A 24264-nucleotide genomic window follows, 5' to 3' on the forward strand; every position below is an offset into this window, starting at 1 on the left:
ACACTTACGCGCCAGGCTCAAGCCTTGCGCGGCCTGACTTTGCTTGCTGCCAGTTTGGCGTTATCTCGTGCCGTGTCTATATCGGTCGCCCGCGCCAGAGCCACGCCCATGCGGCGTTTGGTAAAACTCTCTGGCTTGCCGAACAGGCGCAGGTCGGTGCCAGGCACACGCAGGGCCTCGTCTACACCGTCAAACACGATGCCCTGTGCATCCACTCCGCCGTAAATCACGGCGCTGGCACCGGGGTTACGCAGACTGGTGTCCACCGGCAAGCCCAGAATGGCGCGTGCATGCAACTCGAATTCGCTCTGATGCTGAGTGCACAGTGTGACCAGGCCCGTGTCATGCGGGCGGGGGCTTACTTCGCTGAACCATACCTGGTCGCCCTTCACGAACAACTCCACACCAAAAAGCCCCTGGCCACCCAGGTTGTCAGTGACGGCCTGGGCGATGCGCCGTGACTCTGCCAGCGCGGCTGGTTGCATAGGATGGGGCTGCCAGCTTTCCACGTAATCGCCGGCAACTTGGACGTGACCAATGGGGTCGCAGAAATGGGTCTCTACCTGGCCGCTGGCACCAATGGCGCGCACGGTGAGTTGGGTGATTTCATAGTCGAAGTCGATGAAACCTTCGACGATCACTCGGCCATGGCTCACTCGGCCCCCGGCCATGGCATAGTCCCAGGCCTTCTGAATATCTTCCGGGCCATCGATCTTGCTTTGGCCCTTGCCTGAGCTGCTCATTACAGGTTTGACGATGCAGGGGTAGCCTATGCCGGGCCGACCAGCGTTGCCATCGGCCGAACCCTCTATGGCGGACTTTAATTCGGCCAGCGAGTCGCAGAATTGATAAGGGCTGGTGGGTAAGCCCAGCGTCTCGGCGGCGAGTACCCGGATGCCTTCGCGGTCCATCGTCAAGCGCGCGGCGCGGGCCGTGGGAATCACGCGCACGGTGCCTGCGGCTTCCAGCTCTTCGAGCATGGGCGTGGCAATGGCTTCGATCTCGGGCACTACGAGATGGGGGCGCTCAGCTTCCACCAACGCCTTGAGCTGCAGTGGGTCGCTCATGACGATGGTGCGGGCGTGATGCGCTACCTGCTGGCCAGGAGCATGTTCGTAGCGATCAACGGCGATGGTCTCCACGCCCAGGCGCTGCAGCGCGATCAGTACCTCTTTGCCCAGCTCTCCCGAGCCCAGCAGCATGACTTTGGTGGCATGGGGCGAGAGTGGAGTTCCGAGAGTGGTCATGGGTGTTTCAAGAGAGTTTTCAGCAATGAGGCAGATTGTGACTGAAGCTGAAGGCGCTCTAGCCAACAACGTGCGCACGCCTCCCGGGCATTCCAGCTCTTTGCTTGGCGCTAAGCGGCTCTGGTTTGCTGTCTGGCATGCCGACGCAAGCTGGCACGATCAGCTTACTTGCCCTCAAACAGGCGTTGAAGTTCGCGGAGCGCGTTTTTAACCATCGCGCGTATGGCAAGCCATGGATGCATGCCACTTTTTTCTACCCATACGCCAACTTTGATTGAAATCAGCGGCGATGTATTTCGAAAAGTTACTAAACCAAATGTTTAAAAATATAAGTAGGTGTTTGTACCTAGTTAGTGAGACATAGTTGACAAATCTAGCGTAAATTGAGCGGAAATCGGACTTGCCACCCCCAAAGCAGAGGAGAGGATGATGAGATTTTTCTCGAAACTCAGTAATGCTTATGTATTGGCTATCGTGCTTTTCAATGGAAACGCATGGGCTCAATTCAATGTGGGGGCAGGCTCGAGCATTGATTTCGGAGATGCAGTTGTTGATATGGGTTGCTCAGATCTTGTGATCAGTGGAACTGCCAACACCACAGCGTCTCAGTTAACCGGAATCGACGACGTGAGCATCAGCGCCGGGGGCGCTATCAATGGCGGTTCTGGCCTGCTATCAGTCTCAGGGGACTTTGCCAATGGAGGAAGTTTCAGCGGAGGCTCCGGGAGCGTGATGATCGTTGATGGCTGCGGGAAAGCTCAATCAAGGATTTCAGGGGAAAGCTCCTTCAATAACCTCTCCATTACCACCGGAACGGGCAAAGAGGCTATCTTCGAAGCGGGCAAAACCACCAACGTGGCCGGCACTCTCACGCTCAAAGGCGTGCCTGCAAATTTACTAAAAATTCGCAGTTCAACTCCACTTACTCCGGCCCTTCTCGCCGCAACCTCTGCTCAGAGTATTCGGTACGTAGATGTGGCGGACAACAGAGCGGTGGGCGCGGTTATAGCTTTGGGGTTGCCGCATAACTTTGACTCTATTGCTTCAGGCAAAGTCTATCGCTGGTTCCGGTTTGATGAAGACGGCAACCTGATCAATGTGCCCGTGCCCACTCTCTCTCAGTGGGCCATCTTGGCGCTCAGCACCCTCGTCATGCTCCTGTTCCTTGGCAGGCGGCCAACTCGCAAAACTGCAGCGGGAGGACAGTAAAAACGGATTGGTTGGTTCGTGAATACAGATTGGAGATTCCAATATGAATGAACTTAGAAAAAGACACGGAGTTCTCTTGGCAGGGTTCCTCCTGGCCATACCCATCGGAGTTTCTGCTCAAGAACAATCTCGCCGGCTGGCATCTGAAGTTGGTATGCCCACGATTGCTGATAGAAGTTCTTCGCTCAATCGAGTCAAGGCTGCAGAAGCTGTGCCTAATGAACGCCCAATTCTCGCTTCAGAGCTGAACTTACCTACAACTCAAAGCAGGGCACAAGCACCTAAATCGGCTCTGCGTGACGCTGGCGTATCTGCCGAAAGAATGCCGCTTGCCTCCGAAATAGGCTTGCCTCGAAGAAACTGAATTCAAGAGTATGACCCGAAGTAACGTTCCTAAATGATTTTCCCCGTCCAGGAGGTTTCAATCATGTCTGTTCCAAGCACCCCAAGTAGGCAGCGTATAAATTTACTCCCCATTTTGCTGGCGCCGCTATTCGCGATGTCGGCCGCGCAAGCGGCGGATGTGGTGGTTCAGCCTTCGGCAGGCAGCGCACTGGTGGTGAAAGACAATACTGGCGCCATCGAACGGCTGCGAGTGAGCGAGACCGGCTTGATCTTGGTTCCTGGGTGGCCGGCTTTGCCACAACAAATCTCTCAAATGTGTATTAACAGCGGGACCGGTTCGCTCGGTCCCTGCGCAGCGACAGTTGGCTTCAATCTGCCTTATGCTGCGACCGTTAACAGCCCGTCCACACTCTTCGACATTACGCAGACAGGCGCTGGCGGGACTTTAAGCGCAGCAATAAGTAATGCTGGCAGCAGTGCCACAGCCATGACGGTCACTACGGCCGGGCTGGGCAATGGTATGGATGTCCAACTGCCAACCGGCAGTGGGGGCAGAGGAATCAACGTAACTAGCGGCGTAGGTCCAGGAGTTTTTGTTACATCCGCAGGCGGCAATTCAATTTGGGGTATCGTTAACTCTATTTCTGCAGCAGCTGTGATCGGAGATGGCGGTTCCGGTGAAGTCATTGTGGCCCGTCATACAGGAGTGGTGTGCAGTGCCAATATAGGTCGTTGCGCTGGTATTGGCGCCGTCGTAGGAAGACACGACGGAGAGCGAGGAATTGCAGTGCGCGGATTCGTCACTGACCCTAATGGCGGTACAGGTGTTTTGGGTCAGGCTGGTATTTCAGGCGGGAGTGGTGTGGCCGGCCGTTTTGAAAATGTCAATGGCGCCAGCCCCACAACCACACTGGAGGTGGAAAGCAACGGCAACGGCGATCTGATGACACTTGCTAAATCCGGAGCCAACGTAGCACGCATCGACAGTACTGGTAAAGGGTTTTTCAATGGAGGCACGCAAACGGGCGGTGCTGACGTCGCAGAATTGATTGATTTTCGAGGGCGTATTCCGCGTCCGGGAGATGTTGTCGAAATCGACCCTGAAAATAGCTTGCACTATCGTCTGTCCACTGGTTCCGAGAGTGCATTGGTTGCCGGAGTGATCACCACCAAACCAGGTCTCCTCATGAACGCCACGGTGGAAGACGCTACAGGTTTGCCTGCACTTGCTCTTGTTGGCCGCGTCCCGGTCAAAGTGACGCTTGAAGGTGGAGACATCAAACCAGGTGATCTGCTTGTATCAGCCAGTCTTCCTGGGCACGCCAAAAAAGCCCCAATTCAAATTAGACCAGGGACTGTCATTGGCAAAGCGCTCCAGTCTTACTCCAGTGGTACCACGGGCAGCGTTGAAATGTTGGTGATGACACGTTAACTGTTGACCGGAAGGCCCGCTCCATTTAGTGGGTGAGGTCGGCTCAAGCAATTGTGCGCGCAGTCTTTTTTGCGCGTGCTTTCTCGCTTTACCCCTTGTGCCTGACCGCATCCACAAATGCAGAAAATGCAGGCGATGACTGGCGCCTGTTGGGATAGTAAAGATGAAAGCCCTGAAATACGGGGCACCACGGTTTCAAGACACGCTGGAGTTGGCCATTGGCTATGTAGGGTGCTGCCAACTGCTCAGGCACGTACCCCAGTCCCAGCCCGTCCAAGCTGCAGTTCAGCACGTGCATGATGCTGTTGAAGACCAATTGACCTTCTCCTTTGACGGTGAAAATCTTGCCATGTTTCTCAAACTCCCACGCATAAATTGAGCCTGATGGCCTGTGCCTGATGTTCACGCAGGTATGTTGGGGCAGGTCATAGGGGGTTTTGGGCGGGGGGTGTTTTTTGAAATACGCAGGCGACCCGACGACAGCAAGGCTCCAATCAGGACCGATGCGCACGGCAATCATGTCCTTGCTGACAGCTTCGCCCATTCGAACACCCGCATCGAATCGCTCTTCGACCACATTGGTGAATCCGTAATCCACGTACATCTCTAGCGTGATGTCAGGGTACGTTTCCAAGAAGTTGGCGAGCAAGGGCCTTAGGCACAGCTCAATGATGTCGTCGGTGCAGGTGATGCGGATGGTACCGGCGGGCTTGTCGCGCAGTTCGCCTAGAGCCTCGACTTCCGCCGCAATCTGTTCAAACAGCGGGGCGATGGACCGCATCAGACGATCACCGGCCTCTGTGGTGGAAACGTTCCGGGTCGTGCGGGCGAGCAAACGAATGCCTAGTCGCTCCTCCAGCGTCTTCATTGAATGGCTGAGCGCAGAGGGCGTCACCCCCAATTTGGCCGCGGCCTTCGTAAAGCTCTGATCGCGTGCAACGGCCAGGAAAGCTTGGAGGTCGTCGGTCTTGGCAGATTTCATTGATGAATAAATTTCACAACTGCATAAAAATTACACCATCTTATCGAAGCCGCCGGTTAGTAAGACGATACACAGCACAGGCAGGCCGCCTTTCGGCCTGCACAGCACCGGAGCATCGAATGAACAATCCAACCAAACCCATTGCACGTCACGCCTTTGCAAACCAACGCCGGAATTTCCTTAAAACCACCGGTGCAGGGGTCGTTGCCTTCAGCGGATTGACCGGCGTGAGAGCCGCCTCTGCACAGGCCACCGTACCGGCGCCTCACGAGCGCGCTGATAATTTCTACAAGAGCGCTCGTGTGGTCATTGAGAAAGTTCGCTTTAAGAACCAGTACAACATGCAGGTGGTGGGCAACTTGGTATGGCCAAAAGACCTGAAGGCCGTGGCGAAGTTGCCCGCCATCATCGTGGGCCATCCAATGGGCGCGGTGAAAGAACAGAGCTCTATGCTGTACGCGCAGAAACTGGCCGAGCAGGGCTTCGTTACCCTGGCTATAGATCTGCCGTACTGGGGCGAGAGCGAAGGCTTGCCGCGCAATTTAGTAGCCCCAGAAACCTACGTCGAAGCGTTCAGCGCTGCGGTGGATTACCTCGGCATCCGCAACAACATCGATCGCCACCGCATCGGTGTACTGGGCATCTGTGGAAGTGGAGGGTTTGCCATCGCAGCAGCCAAGCTGGACACGCGTCTGAAGGCTATTGCGACAGTCAGCATGTATGACATGGGCGCGGTCACGCGCAGTGGCTTGAAGCATTCGCAGTCGCTGGAGCAGCGCAAAGCCTTGCTGGAAAAAGCCGTGGATCAACGCAACAGTGAGTTCGCCAATAGCAATGGCATTTTCCTGAACTATCTCCCGGCCCAGCTGGGGCCGGATGTCGACCCCATCACGCGGGAATTCTGGGAGTTTTACCGCACGCCTCGCGGCATTCATATTCCCGAAGGCCGCACTCTGGAGCTGACGCAAAACCGTATGCTGACCAGCGAAGTCCGGTTCATGAATTTCTACCCCTTCAATGACATCGAAACGATTGCACCTCGGCCACTCATGTTCATCACTGGCGATCAGGCGCACTCCAGGGAATTCAGCGAAGACGCGTACCGGTTGGCCGCCGGGCAGAAAGAATTAGTATGGGTTCCGGGAGCAGGCCACGTCGATCTCTACGACCGCGCAAACCTCATCCCCTGGAGCCGTTTGAACTCCTTCTTCTCTACGCACCTGGCTTGAAGTGGTGATGAATTCTGAAGTCCTGGAGAGGTCGCAGGGCAGCGTCATTCGCGATGCGGATGTGCGGAAAGGGGGAAGCCCCTTCGCCTGGAGCGGTGTGTTCGCCATGACGCTCTGTGTCTTTGCGTTGATAGCATCAGAGTTCCTGCCGGTTAGTCTGCTGACACCCATGGCCCGTGACTTGCGCGTGTCAGAGGGGCTGATCGGGTATGGCATGGCCATTTCCGGCGCGTTCGCGGTTGTGGCCAGTCTTTGCATCGCGCCGTTTTCCGGTTCGATGAATCGCAAAGTCCTGCTCTTGGCACTGACCGCGCTGATGGGTGTTTCGGGTGCAGTGGTCGCTCTCGCGCAAAACTACGAGACCTACATGATCGGTCGGGCACTGATTGGCGTGGTCGTAGGCGGGTTCTGGTCCATGTCGGCAGCGGTGGCCATGCGCCTGGTGCCTCCTGAAGATGTCGCGAAGGCTATGGCTATATTCAATAGCGGTAATGCACTGGCGACAGTCATCGCTGCGCCGTTGGGGAGCTACCTCGGGGGGGTCATTGGCTGGCGCGGTGCTTTCTTCTGCCTGGTGCCGGTGGCGGCGGTTGCGCTCGTTTGGCAGTGGGTGACCCTTCCGGCTATGCAGCCGGAGAAGGGCGCTCCGAGTTTCCGAATCTTCTTCAGTTTATTCAAACGCAGCGCAGTTAGTTTCGGGATGTTGGCCGTGGGCGTGTTTTTCATGGGGCAGTTTGTGTTGTTCACCTACGTGCGCCCCTACCTTGAAACCGTCACACAGGTTGACCTACCGACGTTGTCGACGATTTTGTTGGTCATGGGCATCGCTGGCTTCATCGGCACATCGCTCATCGGTTTGTTCTTGAAGTCGAGTGTGCGTCTCGTTCTGAGCGTCATTCCGCTGTCCATGGCTTCTATCGCCATCGCACTGGTGTTGACTGGAAGCTCTGTGGTTGCGGCATTCCTGCTGCTTGGCCTATGGGGATTGGTCGCAACAGCGGCCCCAGTGGGTTGGTGGCTTTGGCTGGCCAGAACACTGCCTGCCGACGCCGAGGCCGGTGGCGGTCTGATGGTGGCGACGATTCAACTTTCGATCGCCCTCGGTTCGACGCTGGGTGGTCTTCTATTTGACGGCAGCGGGTATCGGGTTACTTTCTTCACGAGCGCGGCTTTGCTCGTGATCGCCGCAGGTTTGGCGTTGGCAGCGACGCGCGGCAACCCGGCAGAGCCGGCGCTCTGATTCCTGCTGCAGGATAGGTAGACCATTTCGGAGTGTGGGCGGTAAAGGGTTAGTTTTCCGCCCACCGTATTCAAGTCACTCACTCAAGGCTTGAGGCCCATAGCGCCGCGTTTGAATCTTTCAATAAGCTCTCGGGCTCTCTCAGCGTCTTTGTAAATTGGCGAAACGCTGGCCGCTTTCGTACTTGAATTGAGGTTCAGGGCATCTAGCTCCAACGGATGACCAGTACAGACGGTTTCGCGTTGCGCGGGCGATTCGCCCAATAGATAGTTGGTGACGATGGGATCCACGCAAGAATCGACATAGGGATAGATCGCATGCTGAAAATCTCCGGATACGTAGACGCGGCGTGCAGCGGGCAACTGAGCAAAGAACGTGTTGGCTCCGTCGGTGTTGGTGGCGGCATCGTACTGGGATTGAACCATGAGTACGTTCAGCGACTTCATGGGGGTTAGCGCAGGTTTGCTGACCGTAGGGCCGCCCCAGAAACTGCAGGGGTTTTGTAGCATCGCTGCGAAGAACAATGGCGCCCGCTGAGCCACGCCACGTATGCGTTCAACCCAGGTTGTCGAATCAGTGATGGCCAGCGTGTCATTGCAAGTCACTGCCGCGCGGACTGCCTCTGAGGAGTCCAGATTGAAGCTCGACGGCTTAGCCTCTGCCCGCTCAAGGTAAACTGCATAAAGGCTTTTCAAGACACTACGCAGGGCCTCGTTTCGCACCGGGTTCACAGGGTCTAAAACGTACTCATCCAGATCTTCCTGTATAGCTGCAGTATCAGCTGGATCAGGTGCTGCCTTCAACACCGCGTCCAAGGCTTGGGCGGCCGAAATGTTTGCAAGGAATTCGTTGGCACTCGTTCGGCTGTAAGTTAATTTGGTCAAGCCACCAATCAGTGATTGCTGTACTCCTGGACTCAAGGCCGATATGACGGCGCTCACCTCGGTCCCAGTTGAACCCAGGCGGAAGTGATCTTCATGCCGAACCGCGTAAGGAATCATCACTTCGTCGAGCAAGCGTTGCCGCGCCAATGGCTGACCAACCTCCAGGGCGTCGTCAAAAGTAGAGGTGAAATCCAGCGAACTATCCAAGACCATGCGCCCCACCTTTTCGGGGAAGAGGTTGGCATACCATGAGCCTAACCAGGTGCCATAGGAGTAGCCCACATAATTGAGCTTCTCGTCACCCAGCAGTCCCCGTAGCAGATCCATATCGCGCGCCGTGGCATCTGTGTTGATGTACGGAGTGATGGGGTTTTTCAAGCACGCTTGTGCAGTCTTGGCATTGTTGTAGGTTGCGTTCTCAATGTTTTCGGGCGTGTCCCACTCGGCTGCGCTCATATCGACTTCGCGTTCAAGCTCATTCGTGCTGCACTCCAGCCGAGTGCTAGCGCCTGTCCCGCGCGGTGAGAACCCCACCATGTCGAATTCGTTCAGGAGACGTAGTTGACGGGCACCCTGCGGGTTATCTGGATTGCTGTTGGCAAACGCACTAAACAGAGACAGAGCATCCGCTAAGCCATCTTGTCCAGGCCCTCCGGGGTTGAATAGCAAAGAGCCTTGCCGTTTTTCAGGCGTACCAGCAGCCAGCCGCATGACGGCGACCACGACATCTCCGCGCTCAGTGTTGGACCAGTCCAAGGGGGCGCGCACATAGCTGCATCGCAGCCTCTCGCCCACTGATGGGTCCAACGTGCTTAATGTATTGTTTTCCTCACCCAGGATGGTGGGGTCGCAGTGGGTCCATTGAACCGTTTGTTCACGGTACTTTTGCAATGGATCTGGAGTGCCGTCTCCGCCGCAGGCGCTGAGACCGAAAATCGAAGCAGCGCCTATCAAGCCTGCGCTGAATGAAAAAAATGTTCTACCCAACTTCATAAAACCCTTACTGACTTCCGGTGCTCAAGCTCTCAACTTTAAGGCAAGTGCAACTTTCGCTAAATCTTGATGTTCGCACTGAGGACTTATTCATTCAGTATTTGCACCTGATCCGCAAGCGTGAGGAGAGCCGTATCAGAGCCGCCGACCTACCCAAGGTTTAGACTGCTTGCGTAGGGGCTTGCCAAGAAAATGAATCCGGCGATGTTCAGTACAACGCTGACCCAAAACACTGCGCGGAATTCAGCTTTTGAAGACTTGTGTCTGAGCACCTGTTGCGCGATCAACGCGCCCGGCCAACCACCTACAAGCGACAGCAGATGAAGCGTTTGTTCAGAGGTTCGCCAAGAGCCGCGCTTTGCCGCTGATTTGTCGAGTGCATAGGCCACGAAAGTTGTGACACTGGCGAGGAGGTAAACCCCTGGTACCCAGCGGGGCGGATGACCTAGGAAGTAACCAAGGAGCAATACGATCGCGAATAAAGGAAGGGCAAAAAGGCTGGCGGTTCCCCATTGAGCCGATCCGTTTTTTCGCACGGGCACCGGTGCGGCCCGCCTTGTGCGAAGGGGCTCTACCTTGAGTGCGCGCTTCTTGCCTTGTGGACCCAGCTCGACTTGGAAGCGCACGCGTTGATTGACTTGAGGGCGTTCGCGTAGATCCCGGAATGCCTTGATATGAACAAAGACTTCTTGGCCGCCCTGGTCTGCCTCGATGAAGCCAAAGCCACGCTCATCGTTCCAGGATTTGATGGTGCCGTCGAAGTGCATGGTTGGAGTTGTCTAAGGTTTGAATTCACCGGCCTACGAGGCTTTCCTCGCGGTTCGGTGGAGCGATAGCTTAGCCGCTCAGTACCCACGGCTCGCCCGGCCTCAAACCGTTTCCACACATGGGTCAGGGCGCGCACGCTCCCTACGGGACAAATGCCCCTTGCGGGGTGCATTTGTCGACCAGTCGCCACTGCTGATGTTGATGTTGCGGAGCTTATTAAACCTGGGCCCGGCGTTTGATCGGAGATGCGGGTGTTCGCAGGCTCAGGTTTTTCACGACTTGGCTCTTTTCGCACGCCATGCCAAACCACCCAGCAACGCGCAGAGTGATCCCAATAGCCAGCCACTGTTCACCGGCACAGGGGTGGGAGTCACCACGACAGGTGCCGCAGTGATGGTGAGAGTTCCGTCTACAAAGCTCACCTCATAGTTGCTGGCCGCCGCATCGCTGGCAATGATGGGGTAGGTGCCCGGTGGGGAATCCGATGTGGCGGTGGTGCTGAAAACTGGAGGGGTCACCAGATTGGCATCTGACTCACCATTCACCCAACCAGACGTTAGCGCTGTGAAAACAGGGTTGGCAGCTCCGGCCACACGGCTGGCATTTTCAGCGGTGACGACCAGCGGCGCGGGTGTTACCGTGAGTGCGCCGTCTACCGGGGTTCCCAGCAAATAATTGGCGTTGCTCACTGCACCTGAGGCCGTGATGGGATAGGTGCCCACGGCTGAGGCAGCTGTGGCGCTGGTGCCCAGCGTGGGTGGGGTGGTTAGTGCGTTGGTGCTGGTCTCTCCGGGTACCAAACCTGTGTAGGTGGCGCTGAAAGGTGGGTCTGCGCTGCCATAGACGCGCGTTGCATTCGCCGCAGTAACAACCAGAGGCGCGGGGGCCACGGTGAGCACACCTTCTACCGGGGCTTGCAGCAAATAATTGGCATTGGACGCGGCGCCTGAGACTGTGATGGGGTAGGTGCCTGTGGCTGAACTCGCTGTGGCGCTTGTACCCAGGGTGGGCAGGCTCGTCAATGCATCGGCGGCGGTCTCCCCTAGTACCAAACCCCCGTAGGTAGCGCTGAAAACAGGGTTTGGGGCGCCGTAGATGCGCGATACATTGTCAACGGTCATGGTCAGCGGGGCTGGTCCCACTGTCAGAGTTCCACTTACCGGGGTTTGCCACGAATAGTTGGCGTTGGTCACGGCACCGGTGGCGGTGATCGGATAGTTTCCGGTGGGTGAGGCTGGGGTGGCGTTGGTGCTTAGTGTGGGCAGGGTCGTTAGCGCAACGGCACTGGTTTGGCCTAGCACCAGGCCCGTATAGGTGGCGTTGAAAACTGGATCTGGAGCGCCATAGAGGCGTGTCGCATCCTGTACCGTCACAGTGAGTGGAGCGCGTTCCACAGTCAGGATGCCACTGGTGGGGGACTGCAGCGAATAATTGGCGTTCGCCACTGCTCCTTGGATGGAGATTGGATAGGTACCGGGGGTTGTGTTCAGGTCGGTGTAGGAGATCAGTGTGGGCAGGGTTGTGAACGCATTGGCGCTGGTCTCGCCGGGCGCAAAACTTCCATAGACAACGGTAAACGGTGGGTTTGGGCTGCCATAGGGGCGGCTTGCATTTTGAGCCCCAACCGTTAGCGGACGAGGTGTTACGGTCAGGCTGCCATTGACGACGGTTTGCAGTACGTAGTTGGCATTTGCCACGGCACCTGCAGCGGTGATGGGGTAGGGGCCAACAGGTGAATTGGCGACAGCGAGCGTAGCCAGGGCAGGTTGTGTCACCAACGCAATTGCACCGGTTTCTCCTGGCGCGAGACCTGTAAACGTGGTGTTGAAGGGCGGGTTGGGGTTGCCATAGGCGCGGCTTGCGTTTGCAACTGTCATAGTCAGTGGAGCAGGCCCCACCGTTAAGGTGCCATTGACGGGTGGTTGCAGCAAGTAATTGGCATTTGTTGAGGCACCCGTCGCGGTGATGGGATAGGGGCCTACGGGTGAGTTGGGTGTTGCGCTCGTAGCCAGAACAGGTGGTGTCACCAATGCATTGGCGCCGGTTTCGCCGGGCGCCAAACCTGTAAAGGTGGCGCTGAACGGTGGGTTGGCGCTGCCGTAGGTGCGGCCTGCATCTCCAACCGTTATGGTCAGCGGCGCGGCTGTTACGAATAACGTGCCGTTGATGGAGGGGTCCAATACGTAGCGGGGGTAAGTGACCGCGCCCGAGACTGTGATTGGGTAGACGCCTACAGGTGAGTTGGGGCCAGCAATGGTGCTGTATGTGGGGTTGGTGCTAAATGCAGGGAAAAACTGCGGTAGTCCGTGGACTGTGCCGTTAAAAAACGGGTTAGGCATGCCATAAAAGCGCGTTTGATCGTTGGCTTGTATGGTCAAGCGGGAGGGCTGGATAACAAATGTCACTGTCGCCTGCTCGAGCACGGCGGTGTCACTGTTTCGGCGGCGTGTAAAAGTTACGGTCGCGGTCCCGGCGGATTTGAACTGCATTCCGTTCAGGGTGGAATAGGGACTCCCGGGGATCGTAGGTATTGGGAACAGGGGCTCAAAAACCGAGGTGTCGCTGCTAACCACGCTGGTGGTGAACGGCGTGCCATCAGTGCCTAGAGAAGTGATGAAAGCCAGCTCGTCCACATCCAGATAGGTGCGGGTGATGGTGCTGCCATGGGTTATTGCAAGAGTAGTGCCGCCGCCACTTACAGTTTCATGCAACACGAAACTTGCGAAGGCGCTAGGGCTGAGCGCCAGCGCAATCAGTAAAAATGCGACTCGGGCAAAGCTCAATCCCGTTTGTTGTGAACTAAGCCATTCTTTTCTTGTGAATGAAGTCATTTCCCCTCCGGAGTATCTCTGGGCACGGATGTCCGTGCCTCACCTGAACTAGATGCAGTTCCCCTATTAAAGCGCTTTGTAACGTGCTTGTATGCAGCCCGAAAGGGCTACATGAAGGGTTTTTTTGGGCTCGTCCAACTGCTGCGTAATCCTTTTGCATTGCTAGAAATCCCAACTTGCCCCAGCGATTGACCTCTCAGCGGAAGAGGGATTTTTGCGGCAGGGAATTTAGTGGGCTGTAGATTGCCGATGTGCAGCTCTGTGATATCAAAAATCTTTACGAAAACTTCATGTAGAAGCATGTGGTCTAGAGCGCCTGTTCTCTCGTAGGCGACACTACGCCCCAAGTTCGTGCTTTACATATGTCAACAATCCGTTTACTGATCGGTTCTTCCGGTGCCCCAAGAGCATTCATTACCGCTGCCGTCGTCTACCTGCTCACCTGGATCCTGGTTCCGCCGCTGATCATCACCAGCTTGCCGCTGGACGTGGTGGAGGGCATTAGCTGGGGCCGTGATTGGCAATGGGGTTACTACAAACATCCGCCGTTCCCCTCCTGGGTGCTGAGCGTGTTTTATGGCGCCTTTGGCAATGTGGGGCCTTATCTGCTGAGCCAGTTGTGCATTGTGCTGGCGCTTTGGCTGGTGTGGCTCACTGGCTGCCGGCTGACTTCGCCAGAACGCTCGTTTTTGGGCGTGGTGCTCACTATGGGCGTGGTGCACTACAGCCGCTCGACGGTGGAGTTCAACCACAACGTGGCGCAAATTCCCGTGTGGGCAGCGCTGGGCTATTGTTTGCTGGCGGCCTTGCAAGATGGGCGGCGGTGGCAGTGGCTGCTGCTGGGCGTGGTGGCGGGTATTGGCATGCTCACCAAGTATTCGGTGGGTTTTTTGCTTCTGTGCCAGGCGCTTTACCTGGTGTTGTCGTCTGAGCGCCGTGTATTCCTCAAGCCCGGCCCATGGCTGGCCTTGGGTGCCATGCTGGTGGTGCTGGCGCCTCACGTGTATTGGTTGTGGCAATCCAACTGGCTGCCTATGGAATATGTGGGCGCGCGCGCTTCGGGGGAGCAGACACACACACGCATGGAAGTGCTTATTTTCCCGGCGGTTCAAGTACTTAACCACTTCCCACTGATCCTGATCGTCTCTGGCGCATTGCTCCTCACGCGCCGGGCCCGTAAGAGTTTGCCTGCCAAGCGGGCTGACTGGCGTTTGTCTGTGGAGCGGCCAGGGTACCTGCTCACGATTGGCTTGGGGCCTTGCCTGGTGGTCACGCTATTGGGTGTGTTGGCTTCCTTGCGTGTGTATGACATGTGGGGCACACCGATGTGGGTTTTCAGCGGTTTACTGGTGGTGGCGTGGTTGCCACAAGCGTGGTTGGCACCCTTGCGTCCAAAGCTGCTGGCCGGGCTGTTGATTTGGCTTTTGGTGGTTTCAGTGGTCTCGGGCGTGTATCTCGCCTATAGCGCGCAGTGGCGCGATCGCCCAGCTCGAACTGACTGGCCTATGGCAGCGCTTGCTGAAAAGGCTGATACCTCCTGGAACAAGGTGGCGAGCTGCCGATTTCGCACGGTGGGGGGAGACGACTGGCTTGCGGGTCTGATCGTGGCTGATTCATCTGCCAGGCCCTCCCTGCTGATTGAGGGTGACCCGCGCTACTCCCCGTGGGTGACGCTGGAAAACCTGAAAACGAATGGCCTGCTCTGGGTGTGGCAAGAGGGCGAAGCGGGGCAATCTACTCCTCCAGCGCCGCCGGAATTGCTGAACAAGCTGCCTGTGGATGCCGATATGCGCAAGTTTGAAGGGGAATGGCAGTTGACTTGGCCATTTAACCCGGCTAGAACGCCTTTGACGGTTCACTGGCGTGCGTACGTCCCAGAGGGGTGTGTGCGGGCAGGGGTGTCATAGTCCCATTTGTGATGCTGTCTAAATCCTGAAAGATATTCAGCGTAAAACCCTCAAACACGGCCTAAGATTCGATATGAGGAAAGAGTTGGCAATGTTTCGTCACCCCTTTGTCGCCGTTCGGTGGCACAATTCGAGGTTGCGAAGTATCCGGCCCTTCCACAGCCAGTCGCGTCCGCCAACCGGTTCAGCCGTGACGCGGAAGGTCAATTAAACCAACCCATGTTCCCTGAAGGGGAGCGAAAGGTATGCGCAGCATGAACGAGGCGAAATCCGTCTACGCCACTTACGAGGGCAATTCTTATCTTTTCGGGGGCAACGCGCCTTACGTCGAAGAGATGTATGAGAGCTATCTCGAAAACCCCGGAAGCGTGCCAGACAGCTGGCGTGCCTATTTTGATGCACTGCAGCACGTTCCCGCAGCAGATGGCACCAATGCCCGGGATGTACCCCATCTTCCAGTTATCAATGCCTTTGCAGAGCGCGCCAAGCAAGGCGGCACCCGCGTGGTCGAAGCCAGCGGCGCTGATTCCGAACTGGGCCGCAAACGCACTTCCGTACAGCAGCTGATTGCCGCGTACCGCAACGTCGGTACCCGCTGGGCTGATCTAGATCCCCTGAAGCGTGCAGAGCGCCCCGCCATTCCTGAGCTGGAGCCATCGTTTTACGGCTTCACTGATGCCGACATGGAAACGGTGTTCAACACCAGCAACACGTTCTTCGGCAAGGAATCGATGTCGTTGCGCGATCTGCTGAATGCACTGCGCGAAACCTATTGCGGCACCCTGGGCGCCGAATACATGTACATGACCGACCAGACGCGCAAGCGCTGGTGGCAAGAAAAGCTGGAAAGCAAGCGCACCAACCCTCAGCTCAACGCTGAGCAGAAAAAGCACGTGCTGGAGCGCCTCACTGCGGCCGAAGGCCTGGAGCGCTTCCTCCATACAAAATACGTTGGCCAAAAGCGTTTCTCCCTTGAAGGGGGTGAAAGCTTCATCGTGTCGATGGATGAGCTGGTCAACCGCGCTGGCCTGGCCGGCGTGCAGGAAATCGTGATCGGCATGGCCCACCGCGGCCGCCTGAACGTGCTGGTGAACACCCTGGGCAAGATGCCCTCCATGCTGTTCGCTGAGTTCGACCACACCGCCCCTGAAGAACTCTCCAGCGGCGACGTGAAATACCACCAGGGCTTCAGCTCTGATGTTTCCACGGCCGGTGGCCCGGTGCACTTGTCACTGGCGTTCAACCCATCGCATCTGGAAATCGTGAACCCAGTGGTGGAAGGCAGCGTGCGCGCCCGCCTGGACCGCCGTGGTGATGCAGAAGGCGATCAAGTGTTGCCTGTGCTGGTGCACGGTGATGCCGCCTTTGCAGGCCAAGGCGTGGTCATGGAAACTCTGGCACTGGCTGAAACGCGCGGTTATTACACCGGCGGCACCGTGCACATCGTCATCAACAACCAGATCGGCTTCACCACCAGCGATCCGCGCGACAGCCGTTCCACGCTGTATTGCACAGACGTGGTGAAGATGATTGAAGCGCCTGTTCTGCACGTCAACGGCGACGATCCAGAAGCCGTGGTGCTGGCCACTCAGCTGGCTCTTGAATACCGCCAGGAATTCAACAAAGACGTCGTGGTTGACATCGTTTGCTTCCGCAAACTGGGCCACAACGAGCAAGATACCCCTATGCTGACGCAGCCGCTGATGTACAAGCGGATCAGCCAGCACCCTGGTACCCGCAAACTGTACGCAGACAAGCTCGCGGCCCAAGGCCTGGGCGACACGCTGGGCGACGACATGGTCAAAGCCTACCGTGCTGACATGGACGCCGGCAAGCTCACCGTGGATCCGGTTCTGACCAACTTCAAGAACAAGTACGCGGTTGATTGGTCGCCGTACCTGAACACCAAGTGGACAGACGCCGCTGAAACAGCCATTCCTTTGGCTGAGTGGAAACGTCTAGCTGAGCGCATTACTACCGTGCCAGAAGACTTCACAGTTCACACACTGGTGAAGAAGGTGCTGGAAGACCGCGCTGCCATGGGCCGTGGTGAAGTGAACGTGGACTGGGGCATGGGCGAGCACATGGCCTATGCATCGCTGGTGGCCTCCGGTTATCCGGTGCGTCTCTCAGGCGAAGATTGCGGTCGCGGCACCTTCACTCACCGCCATGCTGTGCTGCATGATCAAAAGCGTGAGAAGTGGGACGTAGGTACCTACATTCCGCTGGAACACGTGGCAGACAGCCAGGCTCCGTTCGTCGTGATCGATTCCATTCTGTCTGAAGAGGCCGTGCTGGGCTTTGAATACGGCTACGCTTCCAATGACCCCAACACGCTCGTGCTGTGGGAAGCCCAGTTCGGTGACTTCGTCAACGGCGCTCAAGTGCTGATTGACCAGTTCATTGCTTCCGGTGAAGTGAAGTGGGGTCGTGTGAACGGACTCACGCTGCTGTTGCCACACGGCTATGAGGGCCAAGGCCCTGAGCACTCTTCAGCGCGTCTGGAGCGTTTCATGCAGTTGTCTGCTGACACCAACATGCAAGTGGTGCAGCCCACGACGGCCAGCCAGATTTTCCACGTGCTGCGCCGCCAGATGATCCGTTCGCTGCGCAAGCCGCTGATCATCATGACGCCCAAGAGCCTGCTGCGTAATAAAGACGCTACCTCGCCAGTTTCGGAATTCACTAAAGGTGGTTTCCAGACCGTCATCAAAGACCAAGGCGATCTGAAGGCCGACAAAGTCAAGCGCATCGTGGCTTGCTCTGGCAAGGTCTACTACGACTTGGCCAAGCGCCGTGCGGAAAAAGAGATCGACGACGTGGCCATCATCCGCGTCGAGCAGCTCTATCCGTTCCCGCACAAAGCTTTCAGCGCTGAGATCAAAAAGTATCCCAACGCCACGGAAGTGGTCTGGTGCCAAGACGAACCCCAGAACCAGGGCGCATGGTTCTTCGTGCAGCATTACATTCACGAAAACATGGTTTCTGGCCAGAAGCTTGGTTATGCCGGTCGCGCTGCGTCGGCTTCCCCAGCCGTTGGCTACGCTCACCTGCACCAGGAGCAACTGAAGGCGCTGCTCGATGCCGCTTTCGGGCGCCTCAAAGGTTTCGTGCTGAGCAAGTAATCAAAAAACGCCGGAAGTCAAAGCACCCACTGCTTTTCTCCGGCGTTCTCGCTGAATTAATGAATACAAAGAACTGGAAAAAATAATGGCTATCGTAGAAGTGAAGGTCCCGCAGCTGTCTGAATCCGTGGCCGAAGCCACGTTGCTGCAATGGAAGAAAAAAGTTGGCGACGCCATCACCGCCGATGAAATCCTGATCGATGTCGAGACGGATAAAGTGGTTCTTGAAGTGCCCGCGCCCGCAGCCGGCGTGTTGATTGAAATTGTGCAAGCTGATGGCGCCACTGTGCTGGCAGAACAGCTGTTGGCCCGTATTGATACCGCTGCAGTGGCTGGCGCCGTAGCCGCCCCGGCAGCAGCACCCGCTGCCGCACCCGCAGCGCCTGCTCAGGCTGCTGCCGCAGCAGCAGGCGGCAGCAAAGCCGGCATTGCCATGCCAGCCGCTGCCAAACTGATGGCTGATAACCAGCTCGCCGCAGGCTCCGTTCCTGGCACTGGCAAAGATGGCCGAGTGACCAAGGGCGATGTGTTGGGTGCCGTGGCTTCGGGTTCTGCCAGCGCAGCGCCCGCACCTGCCCAGATTCCTACTGGCGTGCCTACCAAGTTGCTGCCACAAGTGGCACCACCCGCAGCACCTAACCTGGGTGACCGCCCAGAGCAGCGCGTTCCTATGACGCGCCTGCGTGCTCGTGTGGCTGAGCGTCTGCTCCAGTCCCAATCCAGCAACGCCATTTTGACTACCTTCAACGAAGTCAACATGGCTCCGGTGATGGACATGCGCAAGCGTTTCCAGGAAAAGTTCGAGAAAGAGCACGGCGTCAAAGTGGGCTTCATGAGCTTCTTCGTGAAAGCTGCAGTGCACGCACTGAAAAAATACCCTGTGCTGAACGCCAGCGTGGACGGCAATGACATCGTCTACCACGGCTACTTCGACATCGGTATTGCAGTGGGTAGCCCGCGCGGTCTGGTTGTGCCAATTTTGCGCAACGCTGACCAGATGAGCTTTGCCGACATCGAGAAGAAAATTGCTGAATTCGGCACCAAGGCTCGTGATGGCAAACTGGGTCTTGATGACCTCACCGGCGGCACGTTCTCCATCAGCAACGGTGGTACTTTCGGCTCCATGATGTCTACCCCCATCATCAACCCACCGCAATCGGCCATCTTGGGCGTTCACGCCACTAAAGACCGTGCCGTGGTTGAAAATGGGCAAATTGTCATCCGCCCAATGAACTACCTGGCCATGAGCTACGACCACCGAATCATTGACGGCCGTGAAGCCGTTCTGGGTCTGGTGGCCATGAAAGACGCACTGGAAGATCCAGCGCGCCTGTTGTTTGACATCTGAAACAGGGTCTAACAGGCTCTGAACACGTTCTAAGCCAACCGCCATGTCTCTCACAGACGATCTCACCCGGCTCGACGAACTGCGCCGTAACGGCGCATTGAGTGAGTCTGAGTTTCAGCAAGCGAAGGATCGTTTGCTGGGTGGATCGCCTGCGGGTGGGCCGGCGCTGAATGCGTTCAATCAGCTTCGGCGCAGCCGCTCAGACCGTTGGCTCGCTGGAGTCTGCGGCGGCCTGGCCCGCTCCACCGGGCTCGAGAGCTGGGGCTGGCGCCTTATTTTTTCCGTGCTTCTGCTGATGGGCGGCATGGGTATCGTGGCCTATCTACTTTTATGGATCTTCGTGCCTGAGGAATGACGGCCCGCAGATCTTTCTGACAGAAAACTCCAACATCATGTCCAAGAATTTCGACGTCATCGTCATCGGTGCCGGCCCTGGCGGCTACATTGCTGCCATTCGCGCTGCACAACTGGGCTTCAGCGTGGCCTGTATCGACGAGTGGAAAAACGCTGCCGGTGGCCCTGCGCCCGGCGGCACCTGCACCAACGTGGGTTGCATTCCCTCCAAGGCACTGCTGCAAAGCTCTGAGCATTACGAGCACGCCAACAAACATTTCGCAGACCACGGCATTTCTGTCAGTGGCCTGAAAATGGATTCAGCCAAAATGATTGCGCGCAAGGATGCCGTGGTCAAGCAGAACAACGACGGTATCTTGTACCTGTTCAAAAAGAACAAGGTCAGCTTCTTCCACGGCCGCGGCTCGTTCGTGAAACCTGTGGAAGGCGGCTATGAACTCGCCGTGACCGGTGCGCAAGCCGAGACCCTCACAGGCAAGCAAATCATCGTGGCCACTGGCTCCAGCGCCCGCGCGCTGCCAGGAGTGCCTTTCGATGAAGAGAACGTGCTCTCCAACGACGGCGCACTGCGCATTGGCGGTGTGCCCAAGAAATTGGGCCTCATCGGCTCCGGCGTGATTGGCCTGGAAATGGGCAGCGTCTGGCGCCGCCTGGGTGCTGAAGTCACTGTGCTCGAAGCCATGCCCACCTTCCTGGGCGCTGTGGATGAGCAGATCGCCAAAGAAGCCCGCAAAGCTTTTGACAAGCAAGGCCTGAAGGTTGAGCTGGGCGTGAAAGTGGGCGAGATCAAATCCGATAAAAAGGGCGTGAGCGTGGCCTACACCAATGCCAAGGGCGAAGCCCAGGCGCTGGAAGTCGACAAGCTCATCGTTTCTATTGGCCGGGTGCCCAACACCACTGGCCTCAATGCTGAAGCCGTGGGCTTGAAGCTTGATGACCGTGGCGCCATCGTTGTGGATGATGAATGCCGCACCAGCCTGCCTGGCGTATGGGCGGTTGGCGATGTGGTGCGCGGCCCCATGCTGGCGCATAAGGCGGAAGAAGAGGGCGTGGCGGTTGCGGAGCGCATCGCTGGTCAGCATGGCCACGTTGATTTCAACCTGGTTCCCTGGGTCATCTACACCAGCCCTGAGATCGCTTGGGTCGGCAAGACTGAGCAGCAGCTCAAGGCTGATGGCGTGAAATACAAAGCGGGCACGTTCCCCTTCCTGGCCAACGGCCGCGCTCGTGCGCTGGGCGACACCACCGGTATGGTGAAGATGCTGGCCGATGCAGCCACGGATGAAATCCTGGGCGTGCATGTGGTGGGCCCCATGGCGAGCGAGCTGATTGCTGAAGCCTGTGTGGCCATGGCCTTCCGCGCCAGCAGCGAGGACATTGCGCGCATCTGCCATGCGCACCCGTCCTTGAGCGAATCAACCAAGGAAGCCGCGCTCGCGGTGGACAAGCGCACGCTTAATTTCTAAGCTCGCTTTGACGCTCTTCGGCCCCGTGCTGCCTGCTTTGCTCACCCCTGTGCGGGAGAGTGAGGTAGAGCAGTGCTCGCTGAAGGCGGCTCTTGCGGGCGCCGGGGGCGCTCGCAAATGGAGATTTAGCAGGAAGCGGTGCTGCGGATGAATGCTGTGCGCGAGGCCTACGCGGCCGAATTGAAAATTCGTGGATTTGAGAGCGACCCGGCGCAGTTGCGCGCTGTGGAAGCGCTGCAGCGCTGTGCGGACGAATGGGCTATCTATAAAGAAAAGCGTTCCAACCGTTTCAAGAAGCTGCTCAATCGCCCTGAAGTGCCAAAGGGTGTTTATATGTTTGGCGGGGTAGGCAGAGGCAAGAGCTTCCTGATGGATTGCTTTTTCAACGCCGTGCCCATTCGCCGCAAGACACGCCTGCATTTTCACGAGTTCATGCGTGAAGTGCATAGGGAGCTGGCTGGGTTGCAAGGTACAGTGAACCCGCTCGATGAGCTGGGAAAACGCATTGCCAACCGCTTCAAGCTGATTTGCTTTGATGAGTTCCACGTGGCAGACATTACAGATGCCATGATCTTGCACCGGTTGCTGGCGGCCCTGTTTGAAAACGGCGTGGGCTTGGTAACCACGAGCAATTTCAAGCCTGACAACCTCTACCCTAACGGCCTGCACCGCGACCGCATTTTGCCCGCCATCGCGCTATTGAATGCCCGTATGGAGGTGCTCAATGTAGACAACGGCACCGACTACCGCAGCCGTACTCTGGAGCAGGTTGAGCTTTATCACACGCCGCTCGGCGCTATTGCCGATGCCGCCATGACCGAGGCCTTCAATCGCCTGGCGGTTTCTCAGGATGAGAGCCCGGTGCTGAACATTGAGGCGCGTGAGATTCAATCACGCAGGCGCGCGGGGGGTGTGGTGTGGTTTGATTTCAAGACACTCTGTGGTGGCCCGCGTTCGCAGAACGATTATCTGGAGATCTCCAGCCAATTCCACACGGTGCTCCTCTCTGATGTGCCTCAGATGTTCGTGCGCCATGCTTCAGAAGCTCGGCGTTTCACCTGGCTGGTGGATGTGTTGTATGACCGGCGAGTCAAGTTCATACTATCTGCAGCGGTATCGCCCGAGGAGCTTTATACAGAAGGCCCCTTGGCGCATGAGTTTCCGCGCACCGTGAGCCGCCTGAACGAAATGCAGTCTGCTGAGTATTTGGCGTTAGAACATAGAAACGTGGACACGCACCTGACATGAAAATTCTGCACCTGAGTGCCGTCGTTTTGATAAGCGTTTTGCTGGGGGCTTGTGGCACGCCGCACCACGAGCTGGTTTCCGCGCAGCGCGGGATTGATACCGCAGCCGCACAAGCCTTGGTGGCGGGAGCCCCGGCGGATGAGCATTTGCCGGAATGGCTCGCAAGTCAGCGAGAACGCCTGTCTGCGGCGCGGGAGGCAGCCACACAGCGCTTTGCAGATGAAGAGAAAGCATGTTGGCACCGTTTTATGGTTAATGCGTGCCTGCGCGATGCGACCGACGCGCGCCGAGCCGCTTTGGATCGGCTGCGGCAGGAAGAGCTGGCTGTGAACGACCTGGAGCGCAAGCGCCGCGCTGCTAACCGCCTGCGCGATCTCGAGCAGAAGCAGCGCGAGAAAAGCTGAGCCCTGCACTCTGGAGCTTCAGGCTCCCATCCCGGGACCGCGAAGCTCCTGTTCACGCCGAGTTGCGTTGAATAGATAAATACCGTTCGAGCTGAGCTTGTCGAAGCCTTGCGCAGCGCTTCGACAGCCCGAACGGTCTATAACACTCAACGCGATTTGTATTAGTCGCTATTTCCCGGGTTTGTCTTCAGCCAGCGCTTCAACTTTCACAATGACCAGTGAGAGGTTGTCTCCACCTCCCATGGCGCGCGAGCGGGCCTTCGTAGTGAGAAATTCGCTGGCTTTGCGAGGTGAAAGGGAATGCAGTACGGAGCCCAGCTCTTCGGTAGTGAAATATTGCCAAAGCCCGTCTGAGCAGGCGAGCAGAGAATCTCCAATCTTCAGGGGAGCCGTTTTCTGTCCGGCCAAGTTTGGAGGCTCTTCCGTGCCCAGGCAGCTCATGAGCACGTTCGAATTTGGATGCGACACGGCTTCTTCAGCGGTCAGCCTGCCTTGATCGATCAGGGCTTGAACAAATGAGTGATCAAAGGTGCGCGCCAGCAATTTGCTGCCACGATAGTGGTAGAGGCGAGAGTCACCGGAATGAACCCAGTGGCATTCGCCACCTGGTTCAATCAGAAAGGCGGCCAAGGTGCTATGGGGCTCCTGCTCGGCCGAGATAGCGGTAAGCCGGATCACCGTGTGGGCTTCTTCTCCTATGCGCTGGAGCAGCTCACCAGGGTCATCATCATTCGGAGAGTGGCGGCCGAAGAGCTGGCGCGCGGTCATCAAGACTTGATCAGAGGCCTTGCGCCCACCAGTGCGCCCACCCATGCCATCAGCGACCACGCCCATCACGCAGCCGGACGATCGCGGATGAATGAGCAATTCCACCTGATCTTGCTGATATTCCCTGTCACCCTTGTGCAGCCCGGTGGCAGCGCTGAGTCGATAGCCTTTTTCCATGATTGTCCAGGGTTAGCAAGATCGTATTATCGAACGAGAGCGTCAAAGGCGTTAATTTAATGTGGAAGCCGGGGTGGAAACGTATGGAGATGTCTCAGTGAACGTGTTGGCAATCCATCCGGTTGGCGTGGGTTTTTTTGAGGAAGTCCCGCTTTGGAGTGTCGTACACGCAGGCAACCATCGTTTCCAGGTTTAATATTCCCCGTGATTCCAAATTTCCATTTGCCCATCCGCCGGTTAACCGTGCGCTTTTTTCCGAACATACAGCTACCCAGGAAATCTCGCTTGCCGCTGAGCTTCATCCAGT

General features: G+C 57.2%; 18 protein-coding genes. 12 read left to right on the forward strand and 6 right to left on the reverse strand.

From position 1 onward, the window contains the following. Positions 1-17: 17 nt before the first annotated feature. Positions 18-1247, reverse strand: a complete 1230-nt coding sequence (gene purT / locus G518_RS0128385; protein WP_028605356.1) for a formate-dependent phosphoribosylglycinamide formyltransferase — start codon at positions 1245-1247, stop codon at positions 18-20. Positions 1248-1676: 429 nt separating this feature from the next. Between purT and G518_RS0128395 the strand changes: the two genes are divergently transcribed. The 3 genes from G518_RS0128395 (at position 1677) to G518_RS0128405 (ending at position 4233) form a co-directional block, all read left to right on the forward strand. Continuing rightward, positions 1677-2456, forward strand: coding sequence for a hypothetical protein (locus G518_RS0128395; protein ID WP_028605358.1), 780 nt, complete (start codon positions 1677-1679; stop codon positions 2454-2456). A gap of 43 nt (positions 2457-2499) precedes the next feature. Then, positions 2500-2820 (forward strand): hypothetical protein, encoded by a 321-nt coding sequence (locus G518_RS40245; protein ID WP_156909576.1) that lies wholly within the window; start codon positions 2500-2502, stop codon positions 2818-2820. Positions 2821-2883: 63 nt separating this feature from the next. Beyond that, entirely contained in the window at positions 2884-4233 is a 1350-nt protein-coding gene (locus G518_RS0128405) for a hypothetical protein (RefSeq protein ID WP_156909577.1), read from the forward strand. Between the two features lie 88 nt (positions 4234-4321). Here G518_RS0128405 and G518_RS0128410 read toward each other — a convergent pair whose 3' ends face one another. Next, positions 4322-5215 carry a LysR family transcriptional regulator gene (locus G518_RS0128410; protein WP_028605361.1) on the reverse strand — a complete coding sequence of 298 codons (894 nt, stop codon included), beginning with the start codon at positions 5213-5215 and terminating at the stop codon, positions 4322-4324. Between the two features lie 119 nt (positions 5216-5334). Between G518_RS0128410 and G518_RS0128415 the strand changes: the two genes are divergently transcribed. Then, positions 5335-6444, forward strand: a complete 1110-nt coding sequence (locus tag G518_RS0128415; protein WP_051237501.1) for an alpha/beta hydrolase — start codon at positions 5335-5337, stop codon at positions 6442-6444. Between the two features lie 106 nt (positions 6445-6550). Further along, positions 6551-7684: an MFS transporter gene (locus G518_RS0128420; protein WP_156909590.1), complete on the forward strand. Its 1134-nt coding sequence runs from the start codon at positions 6551-6553 to the stop codon at positions 7682-7684. 83 nt (positions 7685-7767) lie between these two features. On the opposite strand, the gene G518_RS37435 is transcribed toward G518_RS0128420, so the two are convergent. From G518_RS37435 to G518_RS0128435, 3 genes are all read right to left on the reverse strand, one after another. Further along, positions 7768-9561: an alpha/beta fold hydrolase gene (locus G518_RS37435; protein WP_051237502.1), complete on the reverse strand. Its 1794-nt coding sequence runs from the start codon at positions 9559-9561 to the stop codon at positions 7768-7770. Between the two features lie 149 nt (positions 9562-9710). Beyond that, positions 9711-10328 carry a DUF1294 domain-containing protein gene (locus G518_RS41370; RefSeq protein WP_028605364.1) on the reverse strand — a complete coding sequence of 206 codons (618 nt, stop codon included), beginning with the start codon at positions 10326-10328 and terminating at the stop codon, positions 9711-9713. 273 nt (positions 10329-10601) lie between these two features. After that, a complete protein-coding gene (locus G518_RS0128435) occupies positions 10602-13160 on the reverse strand; it encodes an MBG domain-containing protein (protein WP_156909578.1) in 2559 nt (852 codons plus the stop codon). A 362-nt stretch (positions 13161-13522) separates the two neighbouring features. On the opposite strand from G518_RS0128435, the gene G518_RS0128440 reads away from it, so the two are divergent. From G518_RS0128440 to G518_RS38890, 7 genes are all read left to right on the forward strand, one after another. After that, positions 13523-15067 (forward strand): glycosyltransferase family 39 protein, encoded by a 1545-nt coding sequence (locus G518_RS0128440; RefSeq protein WP_028605366.1) that lies wholly within the window; start codon positions 13523-13525, stop codon positions 15065-15067. Positions 15068-15321: 254 nt separating this feature from the next. Then, positions 15322-18192 (forward strand): 2-oxoglutarate dehydrogenase E1 component, encoded by a 2871-nt coding sequence (locus G518_RS0128445; RefSeq protein WP_028605367.1) that lies wholly within the window; start codon positions 15322-15324, stop codon positions 18190-18192. Between the two features lie 85 nt (positions 18193-18277). Then, positions 18278-19540 (forward strand): 2-oxoglutarate dehydrogenase complex dihydrolipoyllysine-residue succinyltransferase, encoded by a 1263-nt coding sequence (gene odhB, locus G518_RS0128450; protein WP_028605368.1) that lies wholly within the window; start codon positions 18278-18280, stop codon positions 19538-19540. 43 nt (positions 19541-19583) lie between these two features. Continuing rightward, positions 19584-19895: a PspC domain-containing protein gene (locus G518_RS0128455; protein ID WP_028605369.1), complete on the forward strand. Its 312-nt coding sequence runs from the start codon at positions 19584-19586 to the stop codon at positions 19893-19895. 37 nt (positions 19896-19932) lie between these two features. Then, complete coding sequence (gene lpdA, locus G518_RS0128460; RefSeq protein WP_028605370.1) at positions 19933-21360, forward strand: dihydrolipoyl dehydrogenase; 1428 nt, start codon at positions 19933-19935, stop codon at positions 21358-21360. A gap of 147 nt (positions 21361-21507) precedes the next feature. Beyond that, positions 21508-22608 carry a cell division protein ZapE gene (gene zapE / locus G518_RS0128465; RefSeq protein WP_028605371.1) on the forward strand — a complete coding sequence of 367 codons (1101 nt, stop codon included), beginning with the start codon at positions 21508-21510 and terminating at the stop codon, positions 22606-22608. After that, positions 22605-23012, forward strand: a complete 408-nt coding sequence (locus G518_RS38890) for a hypothetical protein (protein WP_051237503.1) — start codon at positions 22605-22607, stop codon at positions 23010-23012. Before zapE ends, G518_RS38890 begins: the two co-directional genes overlap by 4 nt. Before the next feature lie 168 nt (positions 23013-23180). Here the strand turns inward: G518_RS38890 and G518_RS0128475 are convergent, their stop codons facing one another. Continuing rightward, the gene (locus tag G518_RS0128475) at positions 23181-23957 is read right to left on the reverse strand and encodes a PP2C family protein-serine/threonine phosphatase (RefSeq protein ID WP_028605372.1); all 777 of its coding nucleotides are present in this window, start codon (positions 23955-23957) and stop codon (positions 23181-23183) included. Between the last annotated feature and the right edge of the window lie 307 nt (positions 23958-24264).

The organism is Ottowia thiooxydans DSM 14619 (assembly GCF_000422885.1).
In the GTDB taxonomy this organism is placed as follows: Bacteria; Pseudomonadota; Gammaproteobacteria; order Burkholderiales; family Burkholderiaceae_C; genus Ottowia; species Ottowia thiooxydans.

Excerpts from the sequence above, each read along its gene's own strand:
- zapE (WP_028605371.1), top strand. The coding sequence starts at position 21,508 with ATGAATGCTGTGCGCGAGGCCTACGCGGCCGAATTGAAAATTCGTGGA.
- G518_RS0128435 (WP_156909578.1), bottom strand. The coding sequence starts at position 13,160 with ATGACTTCATTCACAAGAAAAGAATGGCTTAGTTCACAACAAACGGGA.
- lpdA (WP_028605370.1), top strand. The coding sequence starts at position 19,933 with ATGTCCAAGAATTTCGACGTCATCGTCATCGGTGCCGGCCCTGGCGGC.
- G518_RS0128455 (WP_028605369.1), top strand. The coding sequence starts at position 19,584 with ATGTCTCTCACAGACGATCTCACCCGGCTCGACGAACTGCGCCGTAAC.
- G518_RS40245 (WP_156909576.1), top strand. The coding sequence starts at position 2,500 with ATGAATGAACTTAGAAAAAGACACGGAGTTCTCTTGGCAGGGTTCCTC.
- G518_RS0128475 (WP_028605372.1), bottom strand. The coding sequence starts at position 23,957 with ATGGAAAAAGGCTATCGACTCAGCGCTGCCACCGGGCTGCACAAGGGT.
- G518_RS37435 (WP_051237502.1), bottom strand. The coding sequence starts at position 9,561 with ATGAAGTTGGGTAGAACATTTTTTTCATTCAGCGCAGGCTTGATAGGC.
- G518_RS0128395 (WP_028605358.1), top strand. The coding sequence starts at position 1,677 with ATGAGATTTTTCTCGAAACTCAGTAATGCTTATGTATTGGCTATCGTG.
- G518_RS0128440 (WP_028605366.1), top strand. The coding sequence starts at position 13,523 with ATGTCAACAATCCGTTTACTGATCGGTTCTTCCGGTGCCCCAAGAGCA.
- G518_RS0128410 (WP_028605361.1), bottom strand. The coding sequence starts at position 5,215 with ATGAAATCTGCCAAGACCGACGACCTCCAAGCTTTCCTGGCCGTTGCA.
- G518_RS0128415 (WP_051237501.1), top strand. The coding sequence starts at position 5,335 with ATGAACAATCCAACCAAACCCATTGCACGTCACGCCTTTGCAAACCAA.
- G518_RS38890 (WP_051237503.1), top strand. The coding sequence starts at position 22,605 with ATGAAAATTCTGCACCTGAGTGCCGTCGTTTTGATAAGCGTTTTGCTG.
- G518_RS0128420 (WP_156909590.1), top strand. The coding sequence starts at position 6,551 with ATGACGCTCTGTGTCTTTGCGTTGATAGCATCAGAGTTCCTGCCGGTT.
- G518_RS0128445 (WP_028605367.1), top strand. The coding sequence starts at position 15,322 with ATGAACGAGGCGAAATCCGTCTACGCCACTTACGAGGGCAATTCTTAT.
- purT (WP_028605356.1), bottom strand. The coding sequence starts at position 1,247 with ATGACCACTCTCGGAACTCCACTCTCGCCCCATGCCACCAAAGTCATG.
- odhB (WP_028605368.1), top strand. The coding sequence starts at position 18,278 with ATGGCTATCGTAGAAGTGAAGGTCCCGCAGCTGTCTGAATCCGTGGCC.
- G518_RS41370 (WP_028605364.1), bottom strand. The coding sequence starts at position 10,328 with ATGCACTTCGACGGCACCATCAAATCCTGGAACGATGAGCGTGGCTTT.
- G518_RS0128405 (WP_156909577.1), top strand. The coding sequence starts at position 2,884 with ATGTCTGTTCCAAGCACCCCAAGTAGGCAGCGTATAAATTTACTCCCC.